This window comes from Streptococcus sp. HN38, from assembly GCF_028335765.1.
GTDB classification, from domain to species: Bacteria; Bacillota; Bacilli; order Lactobacillales; family Streptococcaceae; genus Streptococcus; species Streptococcus suis_P.
Map to the genome: position 1 here is coordinate 1,030,358 of NZ_CP116604.1, position 25,134 is coordinate 1,055,491.

General features: G+C 41.4%; 26 protein-coding genes, 3 pseudogenes and 1 other annotated feature. Of the genes and pseudogenes, 23 read left to right on the plus strand and 6 right to left on the minus strand.

Annotated features, from left to right (window positions below; translation table 11 throughout):
- The first annotated feature begins 75 nt into the window (after positions 1 to 75).
- Genes ylqF through PHA78_RS05080 form a run of 3 tightly spaced genes read left to right on the plus strand, consistent with a single transcriptional unit; the run spans position 76 to position 2,697 of the window.
- Positions 76 to 927: a ribosome biogenesis GTPase YlqF gene (gene ylqF, locus PHA78_RS05070; RefSeq protein WP_100881409.1), complete on the plus strand. Its 852-nt coding sequence runs from the start codon at positions 76 to 78 to the stop codon at positions 925 to 927.
- A complete protein-coding gene (locus PHA78_RS05075; RefSeq protein ID WP_272158515.1) occupies positions 914 to 1,693 on the plus strand; it encodes a ribonuclease HII in 780 nt (259 codons plus the stop codon). Before ylqF ends, PHA78_RS05075 begins: the two co-directional genes overlap by 14 nt.
- Entirely contained in the window at positions 1,690 to 2,697 is a 1,008-nt protein-coding gene (locus PHA78_RS05080; RefSeq protein ID WP_024376235.1) for a YdcF family protein, read from the plus strand. The genes PHA78_RS05075 and PHA78_RS05080 overlap by 4 nt, the downstream gene beginning before the upstream one ends.
- Before the next feature lie 35 nt (positions 2,698 to 2,732).
- On the opposite strand, the gene trhA is transcribed toward PHA78_RS05080, so the two are convergent.
- From trhA to PHA78_RS05095, 3 genes are all read right to left on the minus strand, one after another.
- The gene (gene trhA, locus PHA78_RS05085) at positions 2,733 to 3,383 is read right to left on the minus strand and encodes a PAQR family membrane homeostasis protein TrhA (protein WP_024376236.1); all 651 of its coding nucleotides are present in this window, start codon (positions 3,381 to 3,383) and stop codon (positions 2,733 to 2,735) included.
- Positions 3,373 to 3,924, minus strand: a complete 552-nt coding sequence (locus PHA78_RS05090) for a DUF1836 domain-containing protein (protein ID WP_024377723.1) — start codon at positions 3,922 to 3,924, stop codon at positions 3,373 to 3,375. Before PHA78_RS05090 ends, trhA begins: the two co-directional genes overlap by 11 nt.
- Before the next feature lie 96 nt (positions 3,925 to 4,020).
- Positions 4,021 to 4,332 (minus strand): rhodanese-like domain-containing protein, encoded by a 312-nt coding sequence (locus PHA78_RS05095; RefSeq protein ID WP_024376238.1) that lies wholly within the window; start codon positions 4,330 to 4,332, stop codon positions 4,021 to 4,023.
- A 128-nt stretch (positions 4,333 to 4,460) separates the two neighbouring features.
- Between PHA78_RS05095 and PHA78_RS05100 the strand changes: the two genes are divergently transcribed.
- On the plus strand, positions 4,461 to 5,048 hold the full coding sequence (locus PHA78_RS05100; RefSeq protein ID WP_272158516.1) for a sugar O-acetyltransferase: 588 nt from the start codon (positions 4,461 to 4,463) through the stop codon (positions 5,046 to 5,048).
- Here PHA78_RS05100 and PHA78_RS05105 read toward each other — a convergent pair.
- Both PHA78_RS05105 and PHA78_RS12555 read right to left on the minus strand, forming a co-directional pair.
- Positions 4,973 to 5,819, minus strand: a pseudogene (locus tag PHA78_RS05105) (IS630 family transposase); the annotation flags it as partial. The gene PHA78_RS05100 and the pseudogene PHA78_RS05105 sit on opposite strands and share 76 nt — an antisense overlap.
- A gap of 3 nt (positions 5,820 to 5,822) precedes the next feature.
- Positions 5,823 to 6,008, minus strand: a pseudogene (locus PHA78_RS12555) (helix-turn-helix domain-containing protein); the annotation flags it as partial.
- Positions 6,009 to 6,045: 37 nt separating this feature from the next.
- On the opposite strand from PHA78_RS12555, the pseudogene PHA78_RS05110 reads away from it, so the two are divergent.
- From PHA78_RS05110 to PHA78_RS05135, 6 genes and pseudogenes are all read left to right on the plus strand, one after another.
- Positions 6,046 to 6,123: pseudogene (locus PHA78_RS05110) on the plus strand (sugar O-acetyltransferase); the annotation flags it as partial.
- A gap of 56 nt (positions 6,124 to 6,179) precedes the next feature.
- Positions 6,180 to 7,022, plus strand: coding sequence for a DNA-processing protein DprA (gene dprA / locus PHA78_RS05115; protein WP_024376240.1), 843 nt, complete (start codon positions 6,180 to 6,182; stop codon positions 7,020 to 7,022).
- 92 nt (positions 7,023 to 7,114) lie between these two features.
- On the plus strand, positions 7,115 to 9,208 hold the full coding sequence (topA, locus tag PHA78_RS05120; protein WP_024376241.1) for a type I DNA topoisomerase: 2,094 nt from the start codon (positions 7,115 to 7,117) through the stop codon (positions 9,206 to 9,208).
- A 417-nt stretch (positions 9,209 to 9,625) separates the two neighbouring features.
- Positions 9,626 to 9,760 (plus strand) — a sequence feature (ribosomal protein L10 leader region).
- Positions 9,761 to 9,786: 26 nt separating this feature from the next.
- On the plus strand, positions 9,787 to 10,281 hold the full coding sequence (gene rplJ, locus PHA78_RS05125) for a 50S ribosomal protein L10 (RefSeq protein WP_002936486.1): 495 nt from the start codon (positions 9,787 to 9,789) through the stop codon (positions 10,279 to 10,281).
- Positions 10,282 to 10,346: 65 nt separating this feature from the next.
- Positions 10,347 to 10,712, plus strand: a complete 366-nt coding sequence (rplL, locus tag PHA78_RS05130; protein ID WP_002936483.1) for a 50S ribosomal protein L7/L12 — start codon at positions 10,347 to 10,349, stop codon at positions 10,710 to 10,712.
- Between the two features lie 124 nt (positions 10,713 to 10,836).
- On the plus strand, positions 10,837 to 11,586 hold the full coding sequence (locus tag PHA78_RS05135) for an HAD family hydrolase (RefSeq protein ID WP_024376242.1): 750 nt from the start codon (positions 10,837 to 10,839) through the stop codon (positions 11,584 to 11,586).
- A gap of 192 nt (positions 11,587 to 11,778) precedes the next feature.
- On the opposite strand, the gene PHA78_RS05140 is transcribed toward PHA78_RS05135, so the two are convergent.
- The gene (locus tag PHA78_RS05140) at positions 11,779 to 13,533 is read right to left on the minus strand and encodes an IS1634 family transposase (RefSeq protein ID WP_029175660.1); all 1,755 of its coding nucleotides are present in this window, start codon (positions 13,531 to 13,533) and stop codon (positions 11,779 to 11,781) included.
- Between the two features lie 311 nt (positions 13,534 to 13,844).
- Between PHA78_RS05140 and trmFO the strand changes: the two genes are divergently transcribed.
- The 13 genes from trmFO (at position 13,845) to PHA78_RS05205 (ending at position 25,069) form a co-directional block, all read left to right on the plus strand.
- Positions 13,845 to 15,179 (plus strand): methylenetetrahydrofolate--tRNA-(uracil(54)-C(5))-methyltransferase (FADH(2)-oxidizing) TrmFO, encoded by a 1,335-nt coding sequence (trmFO, locus tag PHA78_RS05145; protein WP_015646824.1) that lies wholly within the window; start codon positions 13,845 to 13,847, stop codon positions 15,177 to 15,179.
- A gap of 76 nt (positions 15,180 to 15,255) precedes the next feature.
- On the plus strand, positions 15,256 to 16,260 hold the full coding sequence (locus PHA78_RS05150; protein WP_024378626.1) for a DNA glycosylase AlkZ-like family protein: 1,005 nt from the start codon (positions 15,256 to 15,258) through the stop codon (positions 16,258 to 16,260).
- 114 nt (positions 16,261 to 16,374) lie between these two features.
- Positions 16,375 to 17,199 carry an alpha/beta hydrolase gene (locus PHA78_RS05155; RefSeq protein ID WP_024376613.1) on the plus strand — a complete coding sequence of 275 codons (825 nt, stop codon included), beginning with the start codon at positions 16,375 to 16,377 and terminating at the stop codon, positions 17,197 to 17,199.
- Between the two features lie 28 nt (positions 17,200 to 17,227).
- Entirely contained in the window at positions 17,228 to 17,974 is a 747-nt protein-coding gene (locus PHA78_RS05160) for an esterase family protein (RefSeq protein ID WP_024376612.1), read from the plus strand.
- A gap of 17 nt (positions 17,975 to 17,991) precedes the next feature.
- Positions 17,992 to 19,158, plus strand: coding sequence for an ATP-grasp domain-containing protein (locus PHA78_RS05165; RefSeq protein WP_272158517.1), 1,167 nt, complete (start codon positions 17,992 to 17,994; stop codon positions 19,156 to 19,158).
- Positions 19,159 to 19,562: 404 nt separating this feature from the next.
- On the plus strand, positions 19,563 to 19,703 hold the full coding sequence (locus tag PHA78_RS05170; protein WP_032499492.1) for a hypothetical protein: 141 nt from the start codon (positions 19,563 to 19,565) through the stop codon (positions 19,701 to 19,703).
- A 12-nt stretch (positions 19,704 to 19,715) separates the two neighbouring features.
- On the plus strand, positions 19,716 to 20,099 hold the full coding sequence (locus tag PHA78_RS05175; RefSeq protein WP_024418298.1) for a NisI/SpaI family lantibiotic immunity lipoprotein: 384 nt from the start codon (positions 19,716 to 19,718) through the stop codon (positions 20,097 to 20,099).
- Positions 20,100 to 20,115: 16 nt separating this feature from the next.
- Entirely contained in the window at positions 20,116 to 20,868 is a 753-nt protein-coding gene (locus PHA78_RS05180; RefSeq protein WP_104929962.1) for an ABC transporter ATP-binding protein, read from the plus strand.
- On the plus strand, positions 20,869 to 22,839 hold the full coding sequence (locus PHA78_RS05185) for an ABC transporter permease (RefSeq protein WP_272158518.1): 1,971 nt from the start codon (positions 20,869 to 20,871) through the stop codon (positions 22,837 to 22,839). It begins immediately after the preceding gene.
- 91 nt (positions 22,840 to 22,930) lie between these two features.
- A complete protein-coding gene (gene relB / locus PHA78_RS05190; RefSeq protein ID WP_024385224.1) occupies positions 22,931 to 23,182 on the plus strand; it encodes a type II toxin-antitoxin system RelB family antitoxin in 252 nt (83 codons plus the stop codon).
- Positions 23,166 to 23,423, plus strand: coding sequence for a type II toxin-antitoxin system RelE family toxin (locus PHA78_RS05195; protein ID WP_024415808.1), 258 nt, complete (start codon positions 23,166 to 23,168; stop codon positions 23,421 to 23,423). The genes relB and PHA78_RS05195 overlap by 17 nt, the downstream gene beginning before the upstream one ends.
- Before the next feature lie 39 nt (positions 23,424 to 23,462).
- The gene (locus PHA78_RS05200) at positions 23,463 to 24,131 is read left to right on the plus strand and encodes a DNA-binding response regulator (RefSeq protein ID WP_024415807.1); all 669 of its coding nucleotides are present in this window, start codon (positions 23,463 to 23,465) and stop codon (positions 24,129 to 24,131) included.
- Positions 24,128 to 25,069, plus strand: a complete 942-nt coding sequence (locus PHA78_RS05205) for a sensor histidine kinase (protein ID WP_272158519.1) — start codon at positions 24,128 to 24,130, stop codon at positions 25,067 to 25,069. The genes PHA78_RS05200 and PHA78_RS05205 overlap by 4 nt, the downstream gene beginning before the upstream one ends.
- The last annotated feature ends 65 nt before the right edge of the window (positions 25,070 to 25,134 follow it).

A 25,134-nucleotide genomic window follows, 5' to 3' on the forward strand; every position in this document is an offset into this window, starting at 1 on the left:
TGATTTTCTGCTATAATAATAAAAAAACAAGCCGTTTTTACGGCTTTTTTCAATGAATCATATTTGGAGGACCCCATGGCAATTATTCAATGGTTTCCGGGCCACATGTCAAAAGCTCGCAGGCAGGTGCAGGAGAACATCAAGCACGTTGATTTCGTGACCATTTTGGTCGATGCCCGCCTGCCCTTATCCAGCCAAAACCCCATGTTGACCAAAATTGTTGGTGATAAGCCCAAGCTCATGATTCTCAACAAGGTCGATTTGGCAGACCCTGTTTGTACCAAAGAATGGCAGAGCTACTTTGAAGGTCAAGGCATCCGTACCCTTGCTATTAACTCAAAAGAGCAAGCGACGGTGAAAAAGGTGACCGACGCAGCCAAGAGCCTTATGAAAGAGAAGATTGAACGCCTACGCCAAAGAGGTATTCAAAAAGAAACCTTGCGGACCATGATTATCGGTATTCCAAACGCTGGAAAATCCACTCTCATGAACCGTCTGGCTGGTAAAAAAATCGCTGTTGTCGGCAACAAACCAGGTGTGACCAAGGGTCAACAGTGGCTCAAGTCTAACAAGAATCTTGAAATCCTTGATACACCAGGTATTCTCTGGCCTAAATTTGAGGACCAGGAAGTTGGTCTCAAGTTGGCTCTGACTGGGGCTATCAAGGACCAACTTTTGCCTATGGACGAAGTCACCATTTTTGGTTTGGACTACTTCAAAGCCAACTACCCAGAACGTCTACAAGAGCGGTTCAAGGGCATGGATTTGGAGCAGGAAACACCTGAACTCATCATGGACTGGACAAAAAAACTAGGCTTCCGTGATGATTATGACCGTTTTTATAACCTCTTTGTCAAGGACGTTCGGGATGGTCGCTTGGGTACTTATACATTAGACAGGGTGAGTGACTTAGATGGCAACGATTAAGGAAGTGACTGCTCTGCTGGCTCAGGTGGACAGTCTAGACAGCCCTGTCTGGGCGGAATTAGCTCAGGATGAGCGAGCAGGGGTCCAGACTGCTATCAAGAAACGCCGTAAAGAGCTGGAAAAAGAAGCAGCAGAAGATGCTCGCTTAGAAGCTATGCTATGTTACGAAAGAGCCCTTTATGAAAATGGGGTAGAGTTCATCGCTGGTATCGACGAAGTCGGCCGAGGGCCTCTAGCAGGTCCTGTGGTGGCAGCGGCGGTCATCTTGCCCAAGGGCTGTAAAATCCGCTACCTCAACGACTCCAAGAAAATCCCCAAGTCCAAGCACGAGGCTATCTACGAAGAAGTGATGGAGCGAGCGGTGGCAGTCGGTGTAGGCGTCAAAGATGCGGCTGTCATCGACCAGGTCAACATCTATGAGGCGACCAAATTAGCCATGTTGGAAGCTTTGGGGCAGTTGAGCCAAGAGCCTGAACACCTTTTGATAGACGCTATGAAGTTGGATACACCCCTACCGCAAACTTCTATCATCAAGGGAGATGCCAATAGCCTATCTATCGCAGCTTCCTCTATCGTTGCCAAGGTGACGCGGGATAAGATGATGGCGGACTATGACAAGGGGTTCTCAGGCTACGGTTTCGCCAAGAATGCTGGCTATGGAACGGCAGAGCATTTAGAAGGCTTGAACAAGCTAGGCATCACGCCCATTCACCGTAAGACCTTTGAGCCCATTAAGACAATGCTAGCAGGAGGGAAATCGTCGTGACGGTCTTTTTCTGGCTTTTACTAGCTTCCAGCGGATTATTTGCCCTTCTTTATTTCTGGGAGCGACGGTCGATTTTTATCTCCCTGTTTGCTTTGAACATCCTCGTCTGGGCCTTGGCATGGATTATCTCAACAGGCATTCTCGAAAACAATGAAATCTTGCGTTTATTGGCAATCGCTCTGGCAATGGTATTGGCTCTAGCCTTCTTAAGTGGTCCATTTGTCTTGCTGATTACCCTCTATCTGAACGGTTTTCGGATTTTGAAGCGAGAAGGTGTCCGTTTTCATAACTTTTTGTCTTTAGGATTAGCTATCGGCTTAACTTTCTATCTCTTTATCGCGCCATCTGTGGCAAGCTCCCTTTCTGGTATCAGTTTTTTCAATATGGTGTTTGTCTATGTTGGATTCTTAGTGTCCTATGCCATTATCATCAGTATGCTTTATACGACATCTAGCTTTGTCAATTTGGTCAATCTTTTCCCTGGGAAGCTTGATTATGTGGTGGTGCTTGGAGCTGGATTGATTGGTGATAAGGTGACGCCACTTTTGGCTTCGCGGATTGAAAAAGGCATAGCGATCTACCAGAAACATCCTGGCAGTAAGCTCATCATGTCAGGCGGACAAGGACCTGATGAACTCATAGCTGAAGGTCAAGCTATGGCAAATTATGCCTTGGAGAAAGGAGTGCCTGCTGAAGACATTCTCATCGAAAACCAATCAACCAACACAGAAGAAAATTTGAAATTTTCCTATGCCCTAATGAAACCTGGTAGTCGATTTGCCCTTGTAACCAATTACTATCATGTTTTCAGAGCTCTGCTATTGGCCCGAAAACTGAAAATCAAATGTATCGGCTATGGAGCAAAAACCAAATTTTACTTTAGCCTTAATGCCTTTATTCGGGAATTTGTTGGCTATGTAGTCATGAGCCGAAAGGTGCATTTGGTGTTTTTAGGTATCATGTCAGTTCTTTATCTGCTTGGTATGATCATCAGTTTAATGTAGTAAAAACAGCCTCTAGTTTTCTAGAAGCTGTTTTCTTATAGCATAAAATAGACAATGGCCATGTATTGCAGTGCTGAAGCCAATAGGATAAAGAGATGCCAAATCATGTGGAAATAAGGCTTTTTCTTAGAATAAAAGATAGCACCTACGGTGTAGGATAAGCCACCAGCCAGCATCAAAATTCCGAAAATAAGTCCAGTTTTTTGAAGAATGGCTGGCAAGATAAAGACCACCAACCAGCCCATAAAGAGATAGAGAAATAGGCTGAATTTTTCGTTTATTTTTTTAGCAAAAATTTTATAGAGTATACCGAAAATAGTCAATCCCCATTGCAAACCAACAATCAGATAGCCCAGCCAACCACCGACCAAGGAAAGGGCAACAGGTGTGTAGCTCCCAGCGATAGCGATGTAAATCATACTATGGTCAATAATCCTCAGGATGTATTTGTGAGTAGAAGCATAGGGCATGGAGTGGTAGATGGAAGAGGATAGGAACATGAGAAATAGGCTGATGACAAAAATGGACATGCCGACTACTGCTGTCACGTTATAATCTTGAAAAGAATGGATAGCAGTAATAGGGAGTAAAATCAGCATAAACAAGGCCCCAACTGCATGTGTCACACTATTTGCGACTTCTTCACCAAATGAAAGCTTTAAACTTAATTTCAAACTAGGATTCATGATATTTCCTTTCTAACTCAACAGTGAGTTGACGGGTTTTGTAGTAGAGTTTGATGGATTGACAAGCGTAGCGAATGATGTCAGGTGTTTTTTCGTTTTCCTCGTTTCGCATGCAGTCAACAAAATGATTGTAGAGTGTTTCAGAACTGTTTGTCTGGAGAAGAAGATGTAAGGTCTGACTGATTTCTTGAATGGAAAAGACATTTTTTAAGATAGTCAAGGCAATCAAGCGGGCTACTTGTTGTTTTTGGTATTTTTTCTTAACAGGTTTTTCGAGCTGCTTGTGCTTGACATAGTTGTTTATCATGGCAGCCGTCAATACTCTTCGAAAATCAACATTATCCGTTGTCAACTTGCCTTGATGAACCCCAGTTCTATCATTGGCTTCGTTTCCTAGGCTACTGTTGATTTTCATTGAGTATAAACTCTTCTGTTCAAGGCTTTCCTGAGAATTGACTACTTGATTAACATACAGCAGAACTTGGTCCAAATAGAGGTCTAAGTCTGGTAGTTCATGCCAGTAGGGGATAGTTTGTTTCATGATTATCTACTCTCTTTTATCTAGTAATGATAACTAGATTATATAATTTTTAAAAAATAAAGTAAAGAAAAAGGATGCTTCCTTTCCGAAATACCCTTATTTCACAATCAATCCGTCCCAAGCCTCCATGCCACCTGCAATATCATTTGCCTTAAATCCCTTAGATGACATGATTTCTCTGGCCAGCTTGCTACGTTTTCCGCTCTTACAGATGAGGAGATAGTGTTGGTCGACTGGTCCATCAAATGCGGCAATCCGATCCATGGGACAATTAATAGCACCACCAATATGACCAGCTGAATATTCTTCTGGGTCACGAACATCTAGCAATTGCACCGATTCAGTTTGTATCAACCCAAGCAATTCTGTAGCAGTCAAAGTTATAGTTTGTTCATGTTTTTCTTGCATGCTTCCCTCTTTCGTTGGTTTAAATTAATAAGAACAATACCAAATCTTAGCTGGACTTGTCAAGAAAGATTGACTTTTAGAATAAGAAATCCTATGATATGTATTAAGAAGAAAATAGGAGCAGAAGTATGCCAACAGAAAAAGAAAAGATGATAGCTGGGCAATTTTATATGGCAGCAGATGCTGAATTGAGAGAGATGCGAATCTTTGCCCGCCAACAGATGAAAAAATTTAACGAAGAACTAGATGGACAAGTCCGCTCTGTGCGATTGAAGAACTGGTTTGGAACTACAGGCCAACGCATCTATATGGAGCCAAATTTCTATTGTGACTACGGTAGCAATATTCATGTTGGTGAGGATTTTTACGCTAATTTCAACTGTACCATGTTGGATGTTTGTCCCATTACCATTGGGAAAAATGCCATGCTTGGTCCAAATGTACAGTTGTTAACTCCTATTCATCCACTGGATCCTGATGAACGAAATTCTGGTTTGGAATATGGAGCTCCAATTACCATTGGTGATAATTTCTGGGCTGGCGGTGGGGTGACAATCTTACCTGGCGTGACCTTGGGCGATAATGTCGTTGTTGGAGCTGGAGCAGTTGTTATACTCAACAAAAATCAAAAGCAAACCAGTCAAGTGTTTTTAAACCATTGTCTACTAACAATTGGTTTTAAAATAGACCAATCTAACTCTCGTATTACTTCTTGAAGCTTGTTTATCACATCGTCTAGTGTTTTAAAAGCTTTATTCTTAAACCCTCTCTTTCGAATCTCAGCCCAAACTTGTTCAATTGGATTCATTTCAGGAGTATAGGGAGGAATAAACTCAAAACCAATATTATGTGGTTTCTCTAAGGTACTTGATTTATGCCAAACGGCATTGTCCATCACTAATAAAATATAATCGTCAGGATAAGCTTCAGATAGTTGTTTGAGAAAAACATTCATCCAATCTGTATTACAGCCCCCAGCGATAATGAAGAAGGACTCTCCTGTATGGGCATCAACAGCACCATAGCAATAGCGATACTCACGAATATAGTGACTATGTACATGCGGTCTCACCCCTTTTGGTGCCCAGGCCTTCCCAATTTTACTGATCCGACCGAAACCCGCCTCATCTTGATACATTAGCCTGACTTTATGATAGCGACGACTATTCTTGAAGCGCTTTCCTGTTTTCGTGAATGAAGATTTTATTTTTAGACGCTAGAATCGTTTCGGCGTCTGCTTTTTTAGGGTGTTCTGGTCTTGGCGTCACTTTGCGCCAACCATGGCGTTTAAGAATGGCATAGAATCCTTCCTTGGTCGTAGGGTGTCCAACCCGTTTCTGATAAGCTTCATAGAGAGAGTTTATCGTCACAAATTCGCCATTTAGTGAGGCTGTTAACTGTTCTTTTAGAAACGCTTCCTCTTCTTGAAGGGTTAAATATTGACGGTTCCGTCCACCTCGCGTTTCTCTTACTAGAGCTGAAATCCCCTCAAGTTCGTACTTGCGCTGTAAGGACCAGATTGTATACTTTGAATAGCCGATGAGGTTAGTGATTTCCTTATAGCTAAGACCTTCTGCTCTGAACAAGATAACTTGAAGTCGTCTATGAAATGGAGAATAGGTTTTATCTTTCAAATAAGTTTTTAATTCTTTCGTTTGTTCGATAGTAAGTTTCATAAATCTATTATAGGTTAGTTTTTGTTTTTTGAATAGTATTACCAAATCATTCGGTGATAATGTCGTTTTGGCTGGCAATCCTGCGCGTGTTATCAAAGAAATACCTAAAAAATAATTTCTTCGGGAGAATTTTTTCTTTGCCTTGCGAATAGACTAGATGAGGTGAAGAAAATGAATAATTTTGAATTGTTTAAATGGAAAAAAGCAGGTTTGACCAATCTTAATATTAATAAAGTTTTGGCCTATCAAGATTTACATGGTAAAAAATTGACCTTGCGCAATATCGCTGTCGTATCCGAATGTAAAAATCCAGTGTTATTTATGGAAAACTATAAAAATTTGGATATCAAATCTTGTCGGGAAGAATTTAACAAGTTTCCTTCTTTTTCGATTTTGGATGACATCTATCCTTTGGCGCTCAAACAGATTTACAATCCACCTGTACTTTTGTTTTATCAAGGGGATTTAGAATTGCTGGAAAAATCAAAGCTGGCAGTTGTTGGTACACGAAATGCCAGTAAAAATGGTATCCAATCTGTTCAGAAAATTATCAAGGAACTAAATAATCGCTTTGTTATTGTCAGTGGTTTGGCAAGGGGAATTGATACAGCTGCTCATATTGCTAGCCTGAAAAATGGTGGGCAAACCATTGCCGTTATTGGAACAGGTTTGGATAAGATTTATCCAAAAGAAAATAAGGATTTGCAGACCTATATTGGAAAACACCATTTGGTGCTGACAGAGTATGAAGCTGGTGCTCAGCCTCTCAAATACCATTTTCCAGAACGCAATCGCATTATAGCTGGTTTGGTGGAAGGATTGGTAGTCTGCGAGGCAAAAATGCGGTCTGGCAGCTTGATTACTTGTGAACGTGCCTTGGAAGAAGGCAGAGAAGTCTATGCTATTCCAGGTTCCATTATGGATGGGAAATCAGATGGATGTCATCATTTGATTCAAGAGGGAGCAAAGTGCGTTACATCAGGATTGGACATCATTTCTGAGTATCAATTTTAAAACAAGTCTTCCTATAGGAAAATAAATAGCTTGACACTGACTGAAAAATAGTATATTCTTTGTGAGGTTAAAAATATTTGTAAGGTATAAGAATGGCTACAAAAACAGTTAGTAAGAAAAAAACGACAACCAAGAAAAATCTCGTTATTGTAGAGTCGCCTGCTAAGGCAAAAACAATCGAAAAATATCTTGGTAAAAATTATAAGGTCGTTGCTTCAGTAGGTCATATCCGTGATTTGAAAAAATCCAGTATGTCTATTGACTTCGATAACAACTACGCACCTGAATATATCAATATCCGCGGAAAAGGTCCGCTTATCAATTCCTTGAAGAAAGAGGCAAAAAATGCCAAACAAGTCTTTCTGGCAAGTGACCCGGACCGTGAAGGAGAAGCTATTTCATGGCATTTGGCTCATATTTTGGGCCTTGATGAAAATGACAAAAACCGTGTTGTCTTTAATGAAATTACAAAAGATGCTGTCAAAAATGCCTTTAAGGAGCCACGTGCCATCAATCATGATTTGGTTGATGCCCAACAGGCTCGCCGTGTTCTAGACCGTATTGTAGGGTACTCCATATCACCTATTTTATGGAAGAAAGTCAAAAAAGGTCTGTCAGCAGGACGTGTTCAATCGGTTGCGCTCAAATTAATAATCGACCGTGAAAATGAAATCAGCAATTTCAAACCAGAAGAATATTGGACAATTGATGCAACCTTTAAAAAGGGGAGCAAGAAATTCCAAGCCAGCTTTTATGGCTTAGATGGAAAAAAAGTCAAGGTTGAAAACAATGAGCAGGTTAAAGAAATTCTCGCCCGACTTGATGGGGATGATTTCTTAGTAGAACAGGTTGAGCGTAAGGAACGCAAACGAAATGCACCTCTGCCTTACACAACTTCTACTATGCAGATGGATGCAGCTAATAAAATCAATTTCCGTACTCGTAAAACCATGATGGTTGCTCAACAACTTTATGAGGGTGTCAGTCTTGGCACAGGTGGTACCCAAGGTTTGATTACCTATATGCGTACGGATTCAACACGTATTAGCCCTGTTGCACAAGCACAAGCTGCTGACTTTATCACGGAGCGTTTTGGTGCTACCTATTCAAAGCATGGTAATAAAGTAAAAAATGCCAGTGGTGCACAAGATGCCCACGAAGCCATTCGTCCATCAAATGTTAACTTAACACCTGAATCAATTGCAAAATATCTGGACAAGGACCAGTTGCGACTATATACACTGATTTGGAATCGTTTTGTCGCAAGTCAGATGGCTGCAGCAGTTTTTGATACCATGAGTGTTCGTTTGGGTCAAAATGGAGTGATTTTTGCTGCTAATGGTAGCCAAGTAAAATTCGATGGTTATATGGCTGTCTATAACGACGCTGATAAAAATAAAATGTTGCCAGATATGGAACAAGGTGACACGGTGGTGCGCGCGTCAACAAATCCAGAACAACACTTTACTCAGCCACCAGCTCGCTACTCTGAAGCAACCTTAATTAAAACATTAGAAGAGAATGGTGTAGGTCGCCCATCTACGTATGCACCAACGATTGAAACCATTCAAAAACGTTACTATGTTAAGCTTGCAGCTAAGCGATTTGAACCAACTGAACTCGGAGAAATCGTTAATAAGCTGATTGTTGAATTCTTCCCAGATATTGTCAATGTCAAATTTACAGCCGATATGGAACAAAAATTGGATGATGTAGAAATCGGGAAAGAGCAGTGGCAGAAGGTCATTGACGGTTTCTATCAGCCATTCAAGGTAGAATTATCTAAGGCAGAAGAACAGATGGAAAAAATCCAAATTAAGGATGAACCAGCTGGCTTTGACTGTGATGTTTGTGGACATGAAATGGTTATTAAATTAGGACGTTTTGGGAAATTCTATGCATGTAGCAATTTCCCAGACTGTCGCAATACCAAGCAAATCACTAAAGAAATCGGTGTGACTTGTCCGGTTTGTCAAAAAGGGCAAGTGATTGAACGCAAGAGTAAACGTAATCGTCTTTTCTATGGTTGCGATCGCTACCCAGAGTGTGAATTTACTTCTTGGGACAAGCCAGTCGGGCGTTCTTGTCCGAAATGCGACCACTATCTCGTTGAGAAAAAAGTTCGTGGTGGTGGTAAACAAGTTGTCTGCCCAAATGGTGACTACGAAGAAGACAAGATTAAATAAGATTAAACTGCTATTCTCAAGGGAATGGCAGTTGTTTTTTTATAGTCATGTTAGTTTATCTTAGCTTACTTCGACAAGCGAGGAAACTTCGTTTCCTTATTTTCAACTTTAAACGAGGCTGGTCAAAAAGTCCAAAGTCACTTCTCAGTGCAGTGGTTGATTGGGTTTAACAGGCCAGTGGAGTGAAACTGTTCAGTGAACTGTTTCAGCCTGAGCTTAGAAATGAAAAAATCGAGGTAAAAAGGTTGGAGATAAGATTTGCGAAGCAAATCACAGCAATTCGTGTTTCACATTCCAAGTCTGACCTCTACAACTAAAACTAACTAAACGGCACTGCTGCTTGAAAAAAATTGAAAAAAATATTAAAAAAATAGGAGAAAAGTCTTGCATTATTGAAAATACTGTGTTATGATAATTGAGGTTTGAAAAAACTGACCTAAGACAGTAGGGGAGCTAGACTCGTAAACATCCTACCGAGGCACAAAACGATTATTGAAATAAACGTATTTGTACTTTCGTGTCTAGGTTTAGGTGCGATTTTTTTGTGCCTAGCCCAAAATAAAAACGGAGGTAAAAAAATGAGTGAAGCTATTATCGCTAAAAAAGCGGAATTAGTAAATGCTGTTGCTGAGCAAATGAAAGCTGCAACATCTATCGTTGTTGTAGACGCTCGTGGTTTGACAGTAGAACAAGATACAGTTCTTCGTCGTAACTTGCGTGGTGCAGAAGTTGAGTACAAAGTTATCAAAAACTCAATCTTGCGTCGTGCTGCTGAGCAAGCTGGTCTTGAAGGTCTTGCAGAATTGTTTGTAGGTCCATCTGCAGTTGCATTCTCAAACGATGCAGTTGCTCCAGCTAAAACAATTTACGATTTCGCGAAAACTGCTGATGCTCTTGAAATCAAAGGTGGTGCTGTAGAAGGTAAAGTTTCTTCTAAAGAAGAAATCGAAGCACTTGCTACATTGCCAAACCGCGAAGGCATGCTTTCTATGTTGCTTTCTGTACTTCAAGCGCCAGTTCGCAATGTTGCATACGCTGTCAAAGCTGTTGCAGAAAAAGAAGACGCAGCTTAATGCGTCAGAGCGTAGCTGCTTAGTGCTACAAACTATTTAAAAACCTAAATTGGAGGAAAATCACAATGGCATTGAACATTGAAAACATTATTGCTGAAATTAAAGAAGCTACTATCCTTGAGCTTAACGACCTTGTTAAAGCTATCGAAGAAGAATTTGGTGTAACTGCGGCTGCTCCTGTAGCTGTTGCTGCAGCTGGTGGTGCTGCTGAAGAAGCTAAAGACTCATTCGACGTTGAATTGACATCTGCTGGCGACAAAAAAGTTGGCGTTATCAAAGTTGTACGTGAAATCACTGGTCTTGGTCTTAAAGAAGCTAAAGAGCTTGTTGACGGTGCACCAGCTATGGTTAAAGAAGGCGTTGCAACTGCAGAAGCTGAAGAAATCAAAGCTAAATTGGAAGAAGCAGGCGCTTCAGTTACTCTTAAATAATAGAGTTTCCAATCAAAATAAAAACCTATCACTTAATGTGGTAGGTTTTTTCGTTCTATTGTTGCAAACGTTTTCGTTGTGAGGTATAATATAAAACATGTTGTCTAAAGATTAGGAGAAAGACATGAAAAGTTACAAAAACTATATCTTCGATTTTTATGGTACATTGGTTGACATTCGTACAGATGAGAATAAACTAGAGGTCTGGAATCAGCTAACACAGATTTACAATGCTTTTGGTTGTTCCTATCGACCGCGCCAGTTGAAAAATGCCTATCATCGTTTTGTAGAAGAGGCAGAGAGATCTCTCGCGGAAACAGTGAGTTATCAGTATGTCGAAATTGATTTAGAAACAATCTTCATTCGCCTATTAACGGATTCACCAAATGAAAACCAAAGTACCAATAAGCCGACTGATTTAGAGACTTTTGGGCAAGTAGTAGCCACGATTTTCCGCGTGCTTTCACGTGAAAAGTTAGAAGCTTATGAAAATACCCTAACTAGTCTACAGATATTAAAGGACAGAGAAGTGCGATTATTTATTCTCTCCAATGCTCAACGAATTTTTACTCAGGCAGAAATTGAACAGACAGGTTGTGCGGATTTGATGGAAAAAATTTATATCTCTTCTGACTTTAAGATGAAGAAGCCTGAACCAGCATTTCTTCAACTGGTTTTAGAGGAAAATAATCTTGATGTTGAAGAAACGGTTATGGTTGGTAATGATTTGACATCCGATATAGCTATTGCTCATGAATTGGGAATGGATTCCATTTTGCTGAATACTTTCCCGTATAGTCAGGAAGAAATCGACTCTTATAGGAGACTTGGTTGGAATTTTGAGGTTGTTGGAGATATAGCGGAGCTATTGTAAATAAGCGATAGAATAGTAAAGAATATACATAAAATATATTATGTAAAAAGGTGAAATTACTTTCATTTCAATGAAGGTAGTTTTGTCTTTTCTAGCCATTTTCTGGTATACTCCCGTCTTTGACAGTTTTACAAGACAAAAACCTCCCTAACCCTATGCATATCAAGGGTTTAGCGAGGTTTTCTTTTTATATCAAAAATGCGTACTTTTTCTCGATTTTGACGATTGTAAAATTTTTTTCATCTTTTTTTCGCTTAGAATTTGATAATCACTTCTGAATCCAAATGTCTGATGCAGCTGGTCAGTAATAGCCGTCCGAGTGTAGTTAGGTAGATAACCAAAACCAGGCAGATACTTAAAGGTGTATGAACGTAAGGTTTCAATGAGTTCAGTACATGTGAATTGCTTCTGAACCGCCAGCTCTAAGTAACGATAGAGTATAAGAGCAAGAAAGCAAGTTGTAAAGTGAGCAGAAATGCGATCTTCTCGACTTAAATAAACTGGTCTAGCTTTCAATTCATGCTTCATAATACGGAAACATTCTTCAATTTCCCATCTTCTCTGATTAATGGAAACAATGGTCTCAATCGTATCGTCTAAGTTTGTTGTTACCGCATAAATTCCATCAAATCTAGCTTCAGAAACAATTCGTTCTTCATCCAACTCAATAAACGTTTTCTCAGCTATTTCTCCATCCCTTGTTGTCTCTGTTACTTTTAGGAAACGCTTAGGATCTGTAGATTGTTTCTTCTTGTAGTCAGCTGGTTTTCCAATCCATTTTGAGGCACGTTGAATCTGGCGTTCGCGTATCTTTCTTTGGTAATCTCTGTATTTAGCTGAGAAGGTTACAATCAATCGTTGGTCTTCTAGCCCATCTTGTGGTAAGGGGCATTCTTTGTAAAAGACTTGTCTATAGAGAAAGTCTTGATTACTTTCATCTAGTGCAGAAATATCATAGAATGTCTCGGACTTATCTCCCATCAACCGCCAACCTGTAGAAGCTGTAGCCCAGTCTTTGTCTTCTTTCTTTAACTTTTTGATAGATTGAGTTGTGACAAAGGCTCTCCCGCTGATATTATTGTAGCGTTTGTTTCCAATAGAAGATAGTCCAGCATCTGTACAGACCACAAATTGAGCTTTTTCAAAATCCTTGATAATCTTCTTCTCCAAAGGTTTCATAGTCGTTTGTTCATTCGTATTACCAGGTGTGACGGAGAAAGCTAATGGAATTCCTTGAGAATCCATAAACAGCCCCATTTGAACGATTGGATTCGGTCGATGTTCCTTAGAATAGCCATATTGTCTCAGTTGCCCCTCCTCATCTTCTTCCTCAATTTCGAAATAGAAATTTGTACAGTCGTAATAGAGGACATCAGTTTTACGAGAGGAAAGTGCAGTTGAGTTTTTATAGAGTTGTTCTTGAATAAAGTCAGTTTCTTTGGCAATAATTTCTAATCCTCGGTAGAGGTGCTGGAGTTCCAGAGTTTTAGGTTCTAGGAGAGTTTGTGAAAAATGAGCAGTAGACCGTTTAGAGGATGGGAATAGGATTCTGCCGTAGAGGAGACGAGAAAGAATGGTATCTAAGTGAAAACTAAAGTGATACCTCTTCTGAATATCTTGACAGATTTTATCCAATCCCAACTGATAATAGATATTCTGTAGAAATAAATATCCCCCATGATATTCATTTCGTTGATTTTGTTTCAACTGTTTATTCTCATGAAGTTTGACTAATATTTCTTGTTTATCTTCTTTATCAAGTTCGGTTAACTCTTTAGCCCGCAATTTTGCCCATTCCATTGGTTCCATTTCGGGATGTAGCTGTTGAAGAGTTTCATGATTGCCGAGATTTTCGACAATGGTTGATGTCCGTTTGTTTCCGACCTTGATATCTTTGATAATGGCATAGTTGATAGTATTTTTAGATACTGATTTTTTAACTCTCATGGATTCGCACCTCACTCTATTATACCACAGTACGAGAAAGTACGCAATAAAAATGTGCGAGAATTTGACAAAAAAATAGCGTCACATCAACGTTTGTGACACTTTTGGTGGTTTCAAACTGTCAAACTCCCGTAAAGAATATACATAAAATATATTATGTAAAAAGGTGAAATTACTTTCATTTCAATGAAGGTAGTTTTGTCTTTTCTAGCCATTTTCTGGTATACTAGATAGGTATAAAATTTAGAAAGGTTCTGTTTTGGGTTATTCCCAAACAGTAGTCAGATATTCTGGCTAGAGGTATTAGTTTCATGTCTCAAACCCACATTAACGTTATTGGAGCTGGCTTGGCTGGCTCAGAAGCTGCTTATCAGATTGCCAAGCGTGGCATTCCTGTCAAACTCTACGAGATGCGTGGTGTCAAACCAACGCCCCAGCACAAGACCGACAAGTTTGCGGAGCTTGTCTGTTCCAACTCTTTCCGTGGCGATAGTTTGACCAACGCTGTCGGTCTTCTCAAGGAAGAAATGCGTCGCTTGGATTCCATCATCATGCGTGCCGGAGAGGCTCACCGTGTGCCTGCTGGGGGTGCCATGGCCATGGACCGTGAGAATTTCTCTCAAGCAGTTACTGATGAGATTCACAGCCACCCACTGATTGAGGTCATTCGTGGCGAGATTACAGAGATTCCTGACGATGCTATCACAGTTATCGCGACGGGGCCTTTGACATCTGACGCCTTGGCGGAGAAGATTCACGCGCTTAATGGTGGTGATGGTTTTTACTTCTACGATGCGGCAGCACCGATTGTGGATAGCTCGACCATTAACATGGATTTGGTCTATCTCAAGTCCCGTTATGATAAGGGAGAGGCTGCCTATCTCAATGCTCCGATGAACAAGGAGCAGTTCACCGCTTTCTATGAGGCCTTGATTTCAGCCGAGGAAGCACCGCTCAATTCCTTTGAAAAAGAAAAATACTTTGAAGGCTGTATGCCCATTGAGGTCATGGCCAAACGTGGTATCAAAACCATGCTCTATGGCCCAATGAAGCCAGTTGGTTTAGAGTATCCAGAAGATTACAAGGGACCTCGTGACGGTGAATACAAGACCCCCTATGCTGTTGTCCAACTCCGTCAGGACAACGCAGCAGGTAGCCTTTACAATATTGTTGGCTTCCAGACTCATCTCAAGTGGGGCGAGCAGAAGCGGGTCTTCCAAATGATTCCAGGACTCGAAAATGCTGAATTTGTCCGCTACGGCGTTATGCACCGCAATTCCTATATGGATTCGCCAAACTTATTGGAACAGACCTTTGCGACCAAGAAAAATCCAAATCTGTTCTTTGCAGGTCAAATGACAGGAGTAGAAGGCTATGTTGAGTCTGCCGCCTCTGGCTTAGTGGCCGGTATCAACGCTGTTCGCCGTTTCCGAGGCGAGGAGCCGGTCATCTTCCCACAGACCACAGCCATCGGAGCTCTGCCATTCTACATCACCCACACCGAAAGCAAGCACTTCCAGCCTATGAATGTCAACTTTGGTATCATCAAGGAGCTGGACGGTCCGCGTATCCGTGATAAGAAGGAGCGTTATGAGGCAATAGCAGAACGTTCCCTCAAGGACTTGGAAGAGTTTTTGGCTTACTAAGATGATTAGCTATTTTAGACACCTTCGGGTGTCTTTTATGATATACTGGACTTAGTAAAGTTGAAAGAGGGAAGTTATGAATCAGGAGACTTGGAAGGGGATTGTTCTCAAGAAGCAGGGCTTGCTGGAGGGACAGTCTGTTCAGCAAATCTGCCAAAACCTCAACGGTTTGCAGGCTCAGTTTCAGCCCTATGTTCATGTCGGATTTCGTAACCGTATGACAGCGGAGGATTTTCATGAGGGGAGCTGGCAGGAGGAGCTGACTCGTCAGTGGTCCATTCGGCGAACGGTTCATGCCTATCTCAAGTCGGAAATTTCTCTCTATATCCACGAGGGGCGGCTGGCCAGCACCGACTATTTCAAGATAGAAGGACGGGACGTTTTTAGTCCTCAGACCAGGCAGAAATATCACCAGCTGATTTTAGAAGCCCTTGAACAAGGTCCCATGACCCGCGAGGAACTCAAGTCCCTTTGCCGATCCGAGAAAATGACACTGGAAGAAGAGAAGCAGGTCTTTAATGCCTGGGGCGGTCTCTTTCGCTACATGGTCGAGCGTGGGGAAGTCTATCAAGAATATGGTGCCAAGCGTTTTCATCGTCTGAAAGACTTTCAGCCACTTTCTCGGGAAAAAGCAGAGCTGGAAATTGCTCGACGGTATTTTGCAGGTTTTGGGCCAGTCAGCCTAGCCGATGCCCGTTACTATTTCAAGGAAAATAAATCTACGGTCCTAAATTGGATGGAGCAATTAGATTTAAAAACCGTTGAGGTAGCAGGGGAAGAACGCTTTTATCTGGGAGAATTAGAAGAAGCCGCCCTACCTGACTGCCTCTTCATTGCAGGCTTTGACCAACTTTTGCTAGGTTATGAAAAGAAAGCTAATCCCTTTTTTAATCCTAAGTACATCCGTAATATCTATACTTTGACGGGTATTGTCAAACCTGTTGTCTTTTATAAAGGACGATTGGTGGCAACCTGGAAACGAGATAAAGGTACCATTTTGCTAGATATTTTTGAAGACATCACACAACAAGAAGAAAAAGAATTGAATCATTACCGCCAAATGTATGAGAAAATTCTGTGACATTAACTAACTATGTTCGGAAAATCCGAAAATTGCAAACAAATAACTAAATTTTCTGAATATTCCAGAAAAACTATGGTATAATACTAAAAATACTGTTAGAAAGAGATGTATATGAACAAGTCCTATTTTTATTTGGATATGAAAACCCATGAATTAGACGTTCCATTCACTGGTCGAAAGCGTCGTGTCCGTGTCTTATTACCAAAAGGTTACGAAGAAAATACGGAAACGACCTATCCCGTTGTTTATTTCCACGATGGGCAAAATGTACTCTACAGTAAGGAAGCTTTTTCAGGTCATTCATGGAAAGTCATCCCAACTATTAAGCGAAATCCCGATATTGCCAAGATGATTATCGTAGCGATTGACAACGATGGTGCTGAACGGATGCATGAATATGCCGCATGGAAGTTTAGCGAAATGGGGATTCCAGGCATTCAGTTTGGTGGCAAGGGAACCTTATATGCCGAATTTGTCATGGATGTGGTGAAGCCCTTTATCGATCAAGAATACCGTACTAAGTCTGATAAGGCCCACACAGCTATGATTGGTTCATCTTTAGGTGGTAATATCACACAATTTATGGGATTGGCTTATCAAGACCAGATTGGCTGTCTGGGTGTCTTTTCATCTGCCAACTGGCTTCATCAAGAAGCATTTGACCGCTATATTGAACGCCAAAACTTAGACAAGGACCAACGAGTTTATATCTACGTTGGAACAGAAGAAGCCGATGATACAGATAAAACCTTGATGGCAGGTAATATCAAGCAATCCTATATCAATTCCTCTCTGACTTACTATCGTCAATTGATCGCTGGCGGAGTGGATTTAGACAATATCGCCTTGGAAGTCGTTTCAGGTGCGGTCCATAGTGAAGAAGCTTGGGCAACTTATTTGCCAGATTGCTTGCGCTTTTTAAGTGAAAAATGGTAATAGATTAGAAATTGTTAGGAGTATGAATATGCATGTAGAATTTTTAAGTCACTGGTCTGGAAATCTTGGTCGAGAAATGAATCTAAATCGTTATGGTCACGCAGGGATTCCTGTGGTAGTTTTTGCCTCATCAGGCGGTTCTTACAATGAGTATGCGGATTTTGGGATGATTGAAGCTTGCCGTGGATCTATCGAGGCAGGTCATGTTCAATTTTTCACCTTAACGAGTTACGATAGTGAAAGCTGGTTGGCAGACTGGAAATCTATTCATGACAAAGCAGAAGCTCACCGCGCCTACGAACGCTATGTGATTGAAGAAGCAATTCCCTTTATCAAACATAAAACTGGCTGGTTCGATGGGATGATGACGACCGGTTGCTCTATGGGAGCCTACCACGCGCTGAATTTCTTCCTCCAGCATCCGGATGTTTTCACAAAAGTCATCGCCCTTTCAGGTGTCTATGATGCTCGTTTCTTCAACAACAATCAAGACTATGGCAATGACGATGCTGTTTATCAGAACTCACCGTCTGACTACATCTGGAACCAGAATGATGGTTGGTTTATTGACAAATACCGTCAAGCTGATATTATCGTTTGTACCGGTTTGGGCGATTGGGAACAAGACGGTCTGGACTCATTCTACAACCTAAAACGTGCCTTTGAAGAAAAGAATATCCCAGCTTGGTTTGACACTTGGGGAACAGATGTGGCCCACGACTGGGTGTGGTGGAGAAAGCAAATGCCATTCTTCCTTCATTCTATCGGACTATAAGCTAGAAAGGACTACCTATGAATTATCTCGTTATTTCACCTTTTTATCCAGAAAATTTTCAACCATTCACCATTGAATTGGCTAAAAAAGAAGGCGTTACGGTTCTAGGTATCGGGCAAGAACCTTACGATCAATTGCCTGAAGAACTTCGTAATGCCTTAACAGAATACTTCCGTGTCAATGATTTGGAAAATATTGACGAAGTCAAGCGTGCGGCAGCCTTCCTAATTTACAAGCATGGTCCTATTGACCGTGTAGAATCCCACAATGAACATTGGCTTGAAAACGATGCAGCCCTCCGTGAGCAATTTAATATCTTTGGTGCCAAACCAAAACACCTGAAAAAGACTAAATTTAAGTCAGAGATGAAAAAATTCTTCTCAAAAGCAGGGGTTCCAGTCGTTCCTGGAATGGTTGTCAAGACTGAAAAAGATATTGAAAAAGCTGTAAAATCAATTGGCTTCCCAATGATTGCCAAGCCAGATAATGGAGTCGGCGCTTCCGGAACCTTTAAATTGACAAAAAAAGCTGATATCGAAACATTTAAAAATGCTTGGGACGGTCAAACGGTTTACTTCTTTGAAAAATTTGTTAATTCAAGCATCATCACAACATATGATGGATTGGTCGATCATGAAGGAAATGTTGTTTTTGAAACAGGTTTGACCTATGTTCATACACCATTTGAATTGATGCAAAGCAAAAAAGATAATGCCTACTATATTGAAAAAGAATTAGATCCGAAATTAGTAAAATATGGTCGTGCCATTATCAAAGCCTTCGGTATGAAAGAACGTTTCTTCCATATTGAATTTTTCAAAGATGGTAAAGACTATATCGCCATTGAATACAACAACCGTATGGCAGGGGGCTTCACTGTAGAAGCTTACAACTATGCTCATTCGATTGACCTTTTCCGTGACTATGCCAATGTGGTGACTGGTGCTACAGTTGAGGAACGTCGATTTGAGCCTCAATATTGTCTGGTGGCAACTCGTCGTGATACAACAGACTATGTTTACTCAGCAGATGATATTTATCAGAAATTTGCTGATAAGATTAAGACCGTTAAACGTATGCCAGACGCCTTTGCGGAATTGCAAGGAAATGATGCCTACCTTCTTGTGACTGAAAGCAAGAAAGAGTTAGACGATATGATTGCCTTTATTGGGAAGACAAAATAGACTAGATTAAGAGGTTGGGCAAAAAGTCCAGCCTCTCTTTTCAGAGTTCGCATCAACATCTCAGCGCAGTGGTTGATTGGCAGATTTGTTCGTTTTTTACACTCCAAATCTGACCATTACGACTGTTGCGAACAAAGTTCGCTCTATTTCCAACCTCAAAAGGTTCAGTGAACCTTTTGAGCTGTGCGGGGGTGGGACTGAAACAGTCTGAGGATAGACTGTTTCAGCTCAACAACTGGAAATAAGGACTTGTTGACGAACTCTTTTTTTTGACCAGTCGAGTTCTTTCCCACTCCCTTTTTCTTTCCTTACAAAGCTGTAAGTTTTTTAATCAGAACTGTAAGAGAGCACAGGAGGAATATTTTCTATAATAGACTCATAAGAAAACGAAAGAAGGAAATTATATGTCATTCAAATTTTTACAAGCGAAGAGAATAGAAGAAAAAGTATTCTCAGAAAAAGAAAAGGCTGAACTCATGGAACAAGCCTCATTCTTAGAAGAGCTCGCCCATGATTTGCAAAGTATGCGATTTATGGCATACTAGAGGGAGGAAACTATGAAAAAGAAAGTATTTGGCTTGCTGGCTTTGGGTAGTATAATGCTAACCGCTTGCTCTTCCTCTTCAGCAGGTCTTAGCTTTGATGAGGGCTATCAAACTTTCCATTACAAGGGAAAAGACTATGCCGTTAGCAAACAGGAAGTTGCCGAAGATAGCATTCGAGGAACAGAAGCCAAGTTTATGGAATGGCCCGTTGTCAAAGAAGAAGATGCAGTGAAAAAAACAGTATCCTTGAATAATCTCTATATAACCACTAGCAAGGAATGGGCCATCGGTGTCCAGGATGGTTATTATAAGGTGGATTTAGAAGATAATATTGCTGAATCAGACCGAATCGACTATCAAGCAGTTCTTGACCAAGTTGATTTAGACAGTGAATAAGGAATTAGGAGTAACTATGTTATTAGAAATCAATCATTTAGAAAAAGTTTACCGCACGCGCTTTTCAAAAGAGGAAACTCGTGCTTTGCAAGATGTGGATTTTAAGGTAGAAGAGGGTGAGTTTATCGCCATCATGGGTGAAAGTGGTTCAGGTAAGACGACTTTGCTTAACATTCTAGCAACCCTGGACAAGCCGACGAGAGGCTCTGTTATCTTAAACAATCAAGACATCACCAAAATCAAGGAAAGCAAGCTGGCGGATTTCCGTTTGCGTAACCTAGGCTTTGTCTTCCAAGATTTTAATCTCTTGGACACCCTGTCCATCCAAGACAATATCTTTTTACCTCTGGTTTTGGCACGCACTAGTCACCAAGAAATGGAAAAACGGTTGAAAGTTTTAGCTCCAAAATTACGCATTCAAGATTTGCTGAAAAAACGTCCCTTTGAACTATCTGGTGGGCAAAAGCAGCGCGTGGCCATTGCTCGTAGTTTGATTACCCAGCCACAGATTGTCCTAGCGGATGAACCGACGGCTGCCCTTGACTATCGCAATTCGGAAGATTTGCTGAATTTGTTTGAAGAGATCAACCGTGACGGTCAGACCATTCTCATGGTGACCCACTCAGCCAATGCAGCCAGCCATGCCAAACGCGTCCTATTCATCAAGGATGGTCGGATTTTCCATCAACTGTACAAGGCAGATAAGAGCAATCAAGACTTTGCCAAGGAAATTTCGCTCAATATGTCTGCACTTTTAGGGGGTGAGTAGATGTTTTACCTCAAACTTGCTGGGCAAAATATCCGAAAATCCATGGGTGTTTTTGCTCCCTTCGTTTTAGCCAGTCTGGTCCTCTTTACCCTGATTTGTTCCATGTTCTTGATCATGCTGAGTCCAGTTATGAAGACCATGGGCTCTGGTGCCATTTCTATCGGTCTTGGTGTTGTTGTTCTGACCATTTTCTCGGTCATTATGGAGATTTATAGTTTTAATTTCTTGATGAAACAACGGGCGAGAGAATTTGGTCTCTATAACATGCTGGGGATGAACAAGAAAAAGGTAGCCTTGATAGCCAGCTTAGAATTGATGATGATTTTCTTGCTAGTTGTGGTTCTTGGTTCTGTCTTAGCTGGTGTGTTTGCAAATGTTCTCTACTTGATTTTTGTCAATCTAACACATTATAGTGATTTGCATTTTGGAATTGCCCCTCTGGCCTTTGTCATGACCGCCTTTCTCTTTGCTGGTTTCTTTTTCCTCTTGGAATTGCTGGCCATTCGAACCATTGGCAAGACCAGTCCGCTGATTTTGTTCCGAGCTAGTGAAAAAGGAGAGAAGGAACCGAAAGGCAATGTCCTTCTGGCTGCCCTTGGTGTAGTTGGACTGAGTGTTGGATACTACCTATCGCTTTCATCTAAAGCAGTAGGTCTAGATGTTATCTATCGGTTCTTTATTGCTGTGCTCTTTGTCATTGCGGGGACCTATCTGTTCTACATCAGTTTTATGACTTGGTATTTGAAGGCTCGTCGGAAAAACAAGCGGTATTTCTATACGCCAGAGCATTTCATTACGACTTCGCAGATGATTTTCCGGATGAAACAGCATGCAACGGGTTTGGCCAATATTACGCTACTTGCAGTCATGGCCTTTGTGACCATTGCGACCACAACCTCCCTTTATACAGGTATGGCAAATATGACAAGTGGACTCTATCCCAAGGAAACATCTATTACCTATAAAGTTTCGGATAGAAGTCAAGGTGTAGCTGCCTATCAGCAATCGGTGCTCAGCCATTTTCCAGAAAAAGCCAATGACAATCTATCCTATCTGACCTACCAAGCAGGTTTGGTCTATGATGGTGGGAGTGATATTGTCATCAATCCAGAAACCATTGCCAATCCAGACTTTAGCAAAATGGCCTTTACCTACTTCATCACCCAAGATGATTTCAGGAAGTTGGGCAATGACCTGCCAGAGCTGGCTGCCAATCAAGTTACCTTTATGCGTCTGGGCGAAAAACCATCGCTGAAGAAGCTCGTTTTGGGCGAGCAAACCTTTGAGAATGTAGCCAATCTTGACCAGGCTATTTTCCCAGACATCATCAATACGCTAAATGCCGCCGTTATGGTAGTCAGTGATGACACAGTATTGGATGCTGTTCGTAAGTATTATGAGTCCAATAATCCGCAAGGCTATCTTGTTAGCCTTGACTACCGTGTCTTTACTGATTTGACCACAGAAGAAGTAGCGAAAGTCGGTGAACAATCTGGTGAAATATATGAAATTCTCGATGAAAATGGGGAATATCTTGGAAATGTCATGCAACGTACGGATTTCAACAATTTACTGATGGGCTTTACAGGCGGTTTCCTCTTTACAGGTTTCTTGCTGGGAATTAGTTTCCTACTGGGTGCAGCCTTGATTATCTACTACAAGCAGTATTCGGAAGGGTATGAGGACAAGAAATCCTACAAGATTCTTCAAGAAGTGGGGATGAGTGCAACAGCGGTCAAAAAGACCATTAACTCCCAAACACTTACGGTCTTCTTTATGCCTTTGGTCATGGCGACCCTACACTTTGTCATCGCCCTTGTCATGCTCAAGCAAATGCTACTGAGTTTTGGTGTTACCTCATCACTAATGATTTACACAGTCAGCGGCATCACCCTACTGGCAGTCGCTCTGATTTACTTTGTCATTTACAAGTGGACTAGTCGCACCTATTACCGCATTATTGAACGCTAGAAGAAGTCTCGCCTTGTGCGAGATTTCTTGCTTTTTCAGGGGAATGGTGTTACAATGGTAATACCAAAGGAATACTCGAAGAGGTGAGAAAATGGCAGCTATTACATTGAAAGTTTCTGAGCAGGACAAACTCTTTATGCAGGCTATGGCAAAGTTTGAAGGTGTGAGTTTGTCAGAACTCATTCGGACTAAAACCCTTGAAGCACTTGAAGATGAGTACGATGCCCGTGTGGCAGACATTGCTTGGGCAGAATACCAAGAAGACTTGGCGAATGGCATTGAGCCGATTAGCTGGGAGGAAATGTTGGAAGAGTTGGGATTGACGAATGAAGACTTGTTATAAACTCGTACCAACCAGTCGTTTTATTAAACAGTTGAAAAAGCTGGATAAATTTACTCAAAAGCAGATTACCAACTACCTGTCCAGTCATGTGACTGACAACCCTAGACAATACGGAAAAGCCTTAACTGCCAATCGTTCTGGCCAATGGCGCTACCGTATCGGCAATTACAGGGTTATCGTCAGCATCGAAGATGACAAAGTGACAGCTACAAGTCTAAAAATGAGAAATGGAAGTATATAAGAAAGCCAAAACCTGTGTCCTGGCTTTTGCAGAATGAAAATGATGAAAAAAGAGAAGATTTATATTGTTGAAGATGATGAGATGATCGTCCAACTCTTGAAGCAGCATTTGGGAAAATCTTATCAGGTAGAAAGTGTGCAGAATTTCCGGGCTGTCAGTCAGGAAGTGGCAGAAATCAAACCAGACTTGGTGCTGATGGACATTAGCCTCCCCTATTATAACGGTTTTTACTGGACGACAGAAATCCGTAAAACCATGACCATGCCCATTATCTTTATCTCCTCTAGCGATGATGAGATGAATGCGGTCATGGCTATGAACATGGGTGGCGATGATTTTGTATCCAAGCCATTTTCACTAGGAATTTTGGATGCCAAAATCGGTGCCTTTCTGCGTCGGGTTAATCAATTCAGCAAAACAACGGACTTGTCTATCGACCAATTCCAGCTTAGTTTGGACGGGCGATTTTCAAACGAATCGGAACAGGTTCAATTGTCTCCTACGGAAACCAAGATTTTATCAGCTTTACTAGAACGACAAGGGCAGATTGTCAGCAAGGATGAACTCTTGGAAAAACTCTGGGAAAATGAAGAATTTATCGACCAGAATACCCTCAATGTCAACATGACTCGTCTGCGAAAGAAGGTGAGTGAAGTGGGATTTGACCGTATTCATACTGTTCGTGGCGTGGGGTACCTGGTCAAATGATGGCAAAATTTATCCGAGAATACCGTAGTTTTTACTTCGCCTATCTGGTCTTGGCTGCTAGTTTTCTCTTGCTCTTTTTACTTTACAAACTCCCCACCGAATTCCTGCAAAACGCTCTGATATTGTCCCTAACCCTCTTAATCCTTCTGACTGCAGGGCTTTTCTGGAAGTTTCGCAACCGCATGAGAGCCTTGGAAGACTACGTCCATGAAGAAGCTCTGCCCCTGCTGAATAAGCCTATGGACCTTGCCTATCTCAACTTGATTGAAGCTGAGAAAGAGGTGACGCGGGAGCAGCTCTTGGATTATAAGTCGCGGGAAGAGGACCTGCAAGCCATGGTCAAAATGTGGTCCCACCAGATGAAAGTGCCTCTGGCTGCCCTGTCTTTGATGAGCCAGACAGACAATCTCAACCAGCAGGATGTCGATCATCAGCTCTTACGATTGGACAATTATATGGCCAATCTTCTCAACTACCTCAAGCTGACCAACCATGCCAGTGATTTTCGCTTTGAGCAGGTAGAGGTGAGAGAAGTAGTTGTGGACTTGGTCAAAAAATACCGCAATCAGTTCTTACAAAAGGACATTTCAGTGACCATCGATGGAAATTGGCTACTGAAGACCGACAGAAAATGGCTCAGCTTTGCCTTGTCACAGATTATCGACAACGCCCTCAAGTACAATAAGACTGGTGGAAAGGTGGTCATTGAATTGAATGGTGGAATTTCCATTTCCGATACGGGAATTGGCATTCTGGCAGAAGACCTTCCTCGTCTATTTGACGAAGGTTTTACAGGTTTTAATGGCCGTGAACACCAAAAAGCGACAGGATTTGGATTGTATCTGACCAAGCGGGTCTTGAATCAGTTGGAACTAGCTATTTCCGTGGAAAGTCAACTGGAAGTTGGGACAACTGTAAGCATCACAAAAGTGCAGTGAAAACTGTGCTTTTTCCTTTTGAAAGCGTTTTGAAATTATGCTATACTAAGACTATCTAACTCAAG

Excerpts from the sequence above, each read along its gene's own strand:
- PHA78_RS05195 (WP_024415808.1), top strand. The coding sequence starts at position 23,166 with ATGAAGACTTGTTATAAACTCGTACCAACCAGTCGTTTTATTAAACAG.
- PHA78_RS05185 (WP_272158518.1), top strand. The coding sequence starts at position 20,869 with ATGTTTTACCTCAAACTTGCTGGGCAAAATATCCGAAAATCCATGGGT.
- PHA78_RS05135 (WP_024376242.1), top strand. The coding sequence starts at position 10,837 with ATGAAAAGTTACAAAAACTATATCTTCGATTTTTATGGTACATTGGTT.
- PHA78_RS05160 (WP_024376612.1), top strand. The coding sequence starts at position 17,228 with ATGCATGTAGAATTTTTAAGTCACTGGTCTGGAAATCTTGGTCGAGAA.
- PHA78_RS05175 (WP_024418298.1), top strand. The coding sequence starts at position 19,716 with ATGAAAAAGAAAGTATTTGGCTTGCTGGCTTTGGGTAGTATAATGCTA.
- relB (WP_024385224.1), top strand. The coding sequence starts at position 22,931 with ATGGCAGCTATTACATTGAAAGTTTCTGAGCAGGACAAACTCTTTATG.
- rplJ (WP_002936486.1), top strand. The coding sequence starts at position 9,787 with ATGAGTGAAGCTATTATCGCTAAAAAAGCGGAATTAGTAAATGCTGTT.
- trhA (WP_024376236.1), bottom strand. The coding sequence starts at position 3,383 with ATGAATCCTAGTTTGAAATTAAGTTTAAAGCTTTCATTTGGTGAAGAA.
- PHA78_RS05205 (WP_272158519.1), top strand. The coding sequence starts at position 24,128 with ATGATGGCAAAATTTATCCGAGAATACCGTAGTTTTTACTTCGCCTAT.
- ylqF (WP_100881409.1), top strand. The coding sequence starts at position 76 with ATGGCAATTATTCAATGGTTTCCGGGCCACATGTCAAAAGCTCGCAGG.
- trmFO (WP_015646824.1), top strand. The coding sequence starts at position 13,845 with ATGTCTCAAACCCACATTAACGTTATTGGAGCTGGCTTGGCTGGCTCA.
- PHA78_RS05200 (WP_024415807.1), top strand. The coding sequence starts at position 23,463 with ATGATGAAAAAAGAGAAGATTTATATTGTTGAAGATGATGAGATGATC.
- PHA78_RS05155 (WP_024376613.1), top strand. The coding sequence starts at position 16,375 with ATGAACAAGTCCTATTTTTATTTGGATATGAAAACCCATGAATTAGAC.
- rplL (WP_002936483.1), top strand. The coding sequence starts at position 10,347 with ATGGCATTGAACATTGAAAACATTATTGCTGAAATTAAAGAAGCTACT.
- PHA78_RS05150 (WP_024378626.1), top strand. The coding sequence starts at position 15,256 with ATGAATCAGGAGACTTGGAAGGGGATTGTTCTCAAGAAGCAGGGCTTG.
- PHA78_RS05180 (WP_104929962.1), top strand. The coding sequence starts at position 20,116 with ATGTTATTAGAAATCAATCATTTAGAAAAAGTTTACCGCACGCGCTTT.
- PHA78_RS05140 (WP_029175660.1), bottom strand. The coding sequence starts at position 13,533 with ATGAGAGTTAAAAAATCAGTATCTAAAAATACTATCAACTATGCCATT.
- PHA78_RS05100 (WP_272158516.1), top strand. The coding sequence starts at position 4,461 with ATGCCAACAGAAAAAGAAAAGATGATAGCTGGGCAATTTTATATGGCA.
- PHA78_RS05165 (WP_272158517.1), top strand. The coding sequence starts at position 17,992 with ATGAATTATCTCGTTATTTCACCTTTTTATCCAGAAAATTTTCAACCA.
- PHA78_RS05170 (WP_032499492.1), top strand. The coding sequence starts at position 19,563 with ATGTCATTCAAATTTTTACAAGCGAAGAGAATAGAAGAAAAAGTATTC.
- dprA (WP_024376240.1), top strand. The coding sequence starts at position 6,180 with ATGAATAATTTTGAATTGTTTAAATGGAAAAAAGCAGGTTTGACCAAT.
- PHA78_RS05090 (WP_024377723.1), bottom strand. The coding sequence starts at position 3,924 with ATGAAACAAACTATCCCCTACTGGCATGAACTACCAGACTTAGACCTC.
- PHA78_RS05075 (WP_272158515.1), top strand. The coding sequence starts at position 914 with ATGGCAACGATTAAGGAAGTGACTGCTCTGCTGGCTCAGGTGGACAGT.
- topA (WP_024376241.1), top strand. The coding sequence starts at position 7,115 with ATGGCTACAAAAACAGTTAGTAAGAAAAAAACGACAACCAAGAAAAAT.
- PHA78_RS05095 (WP_024376238.1), bottom strand. The coding sequence starts at position 4,332 with ATGCAAGAAAAACATGAACAAACTATAACTTTGACTGCTACAGAATTG.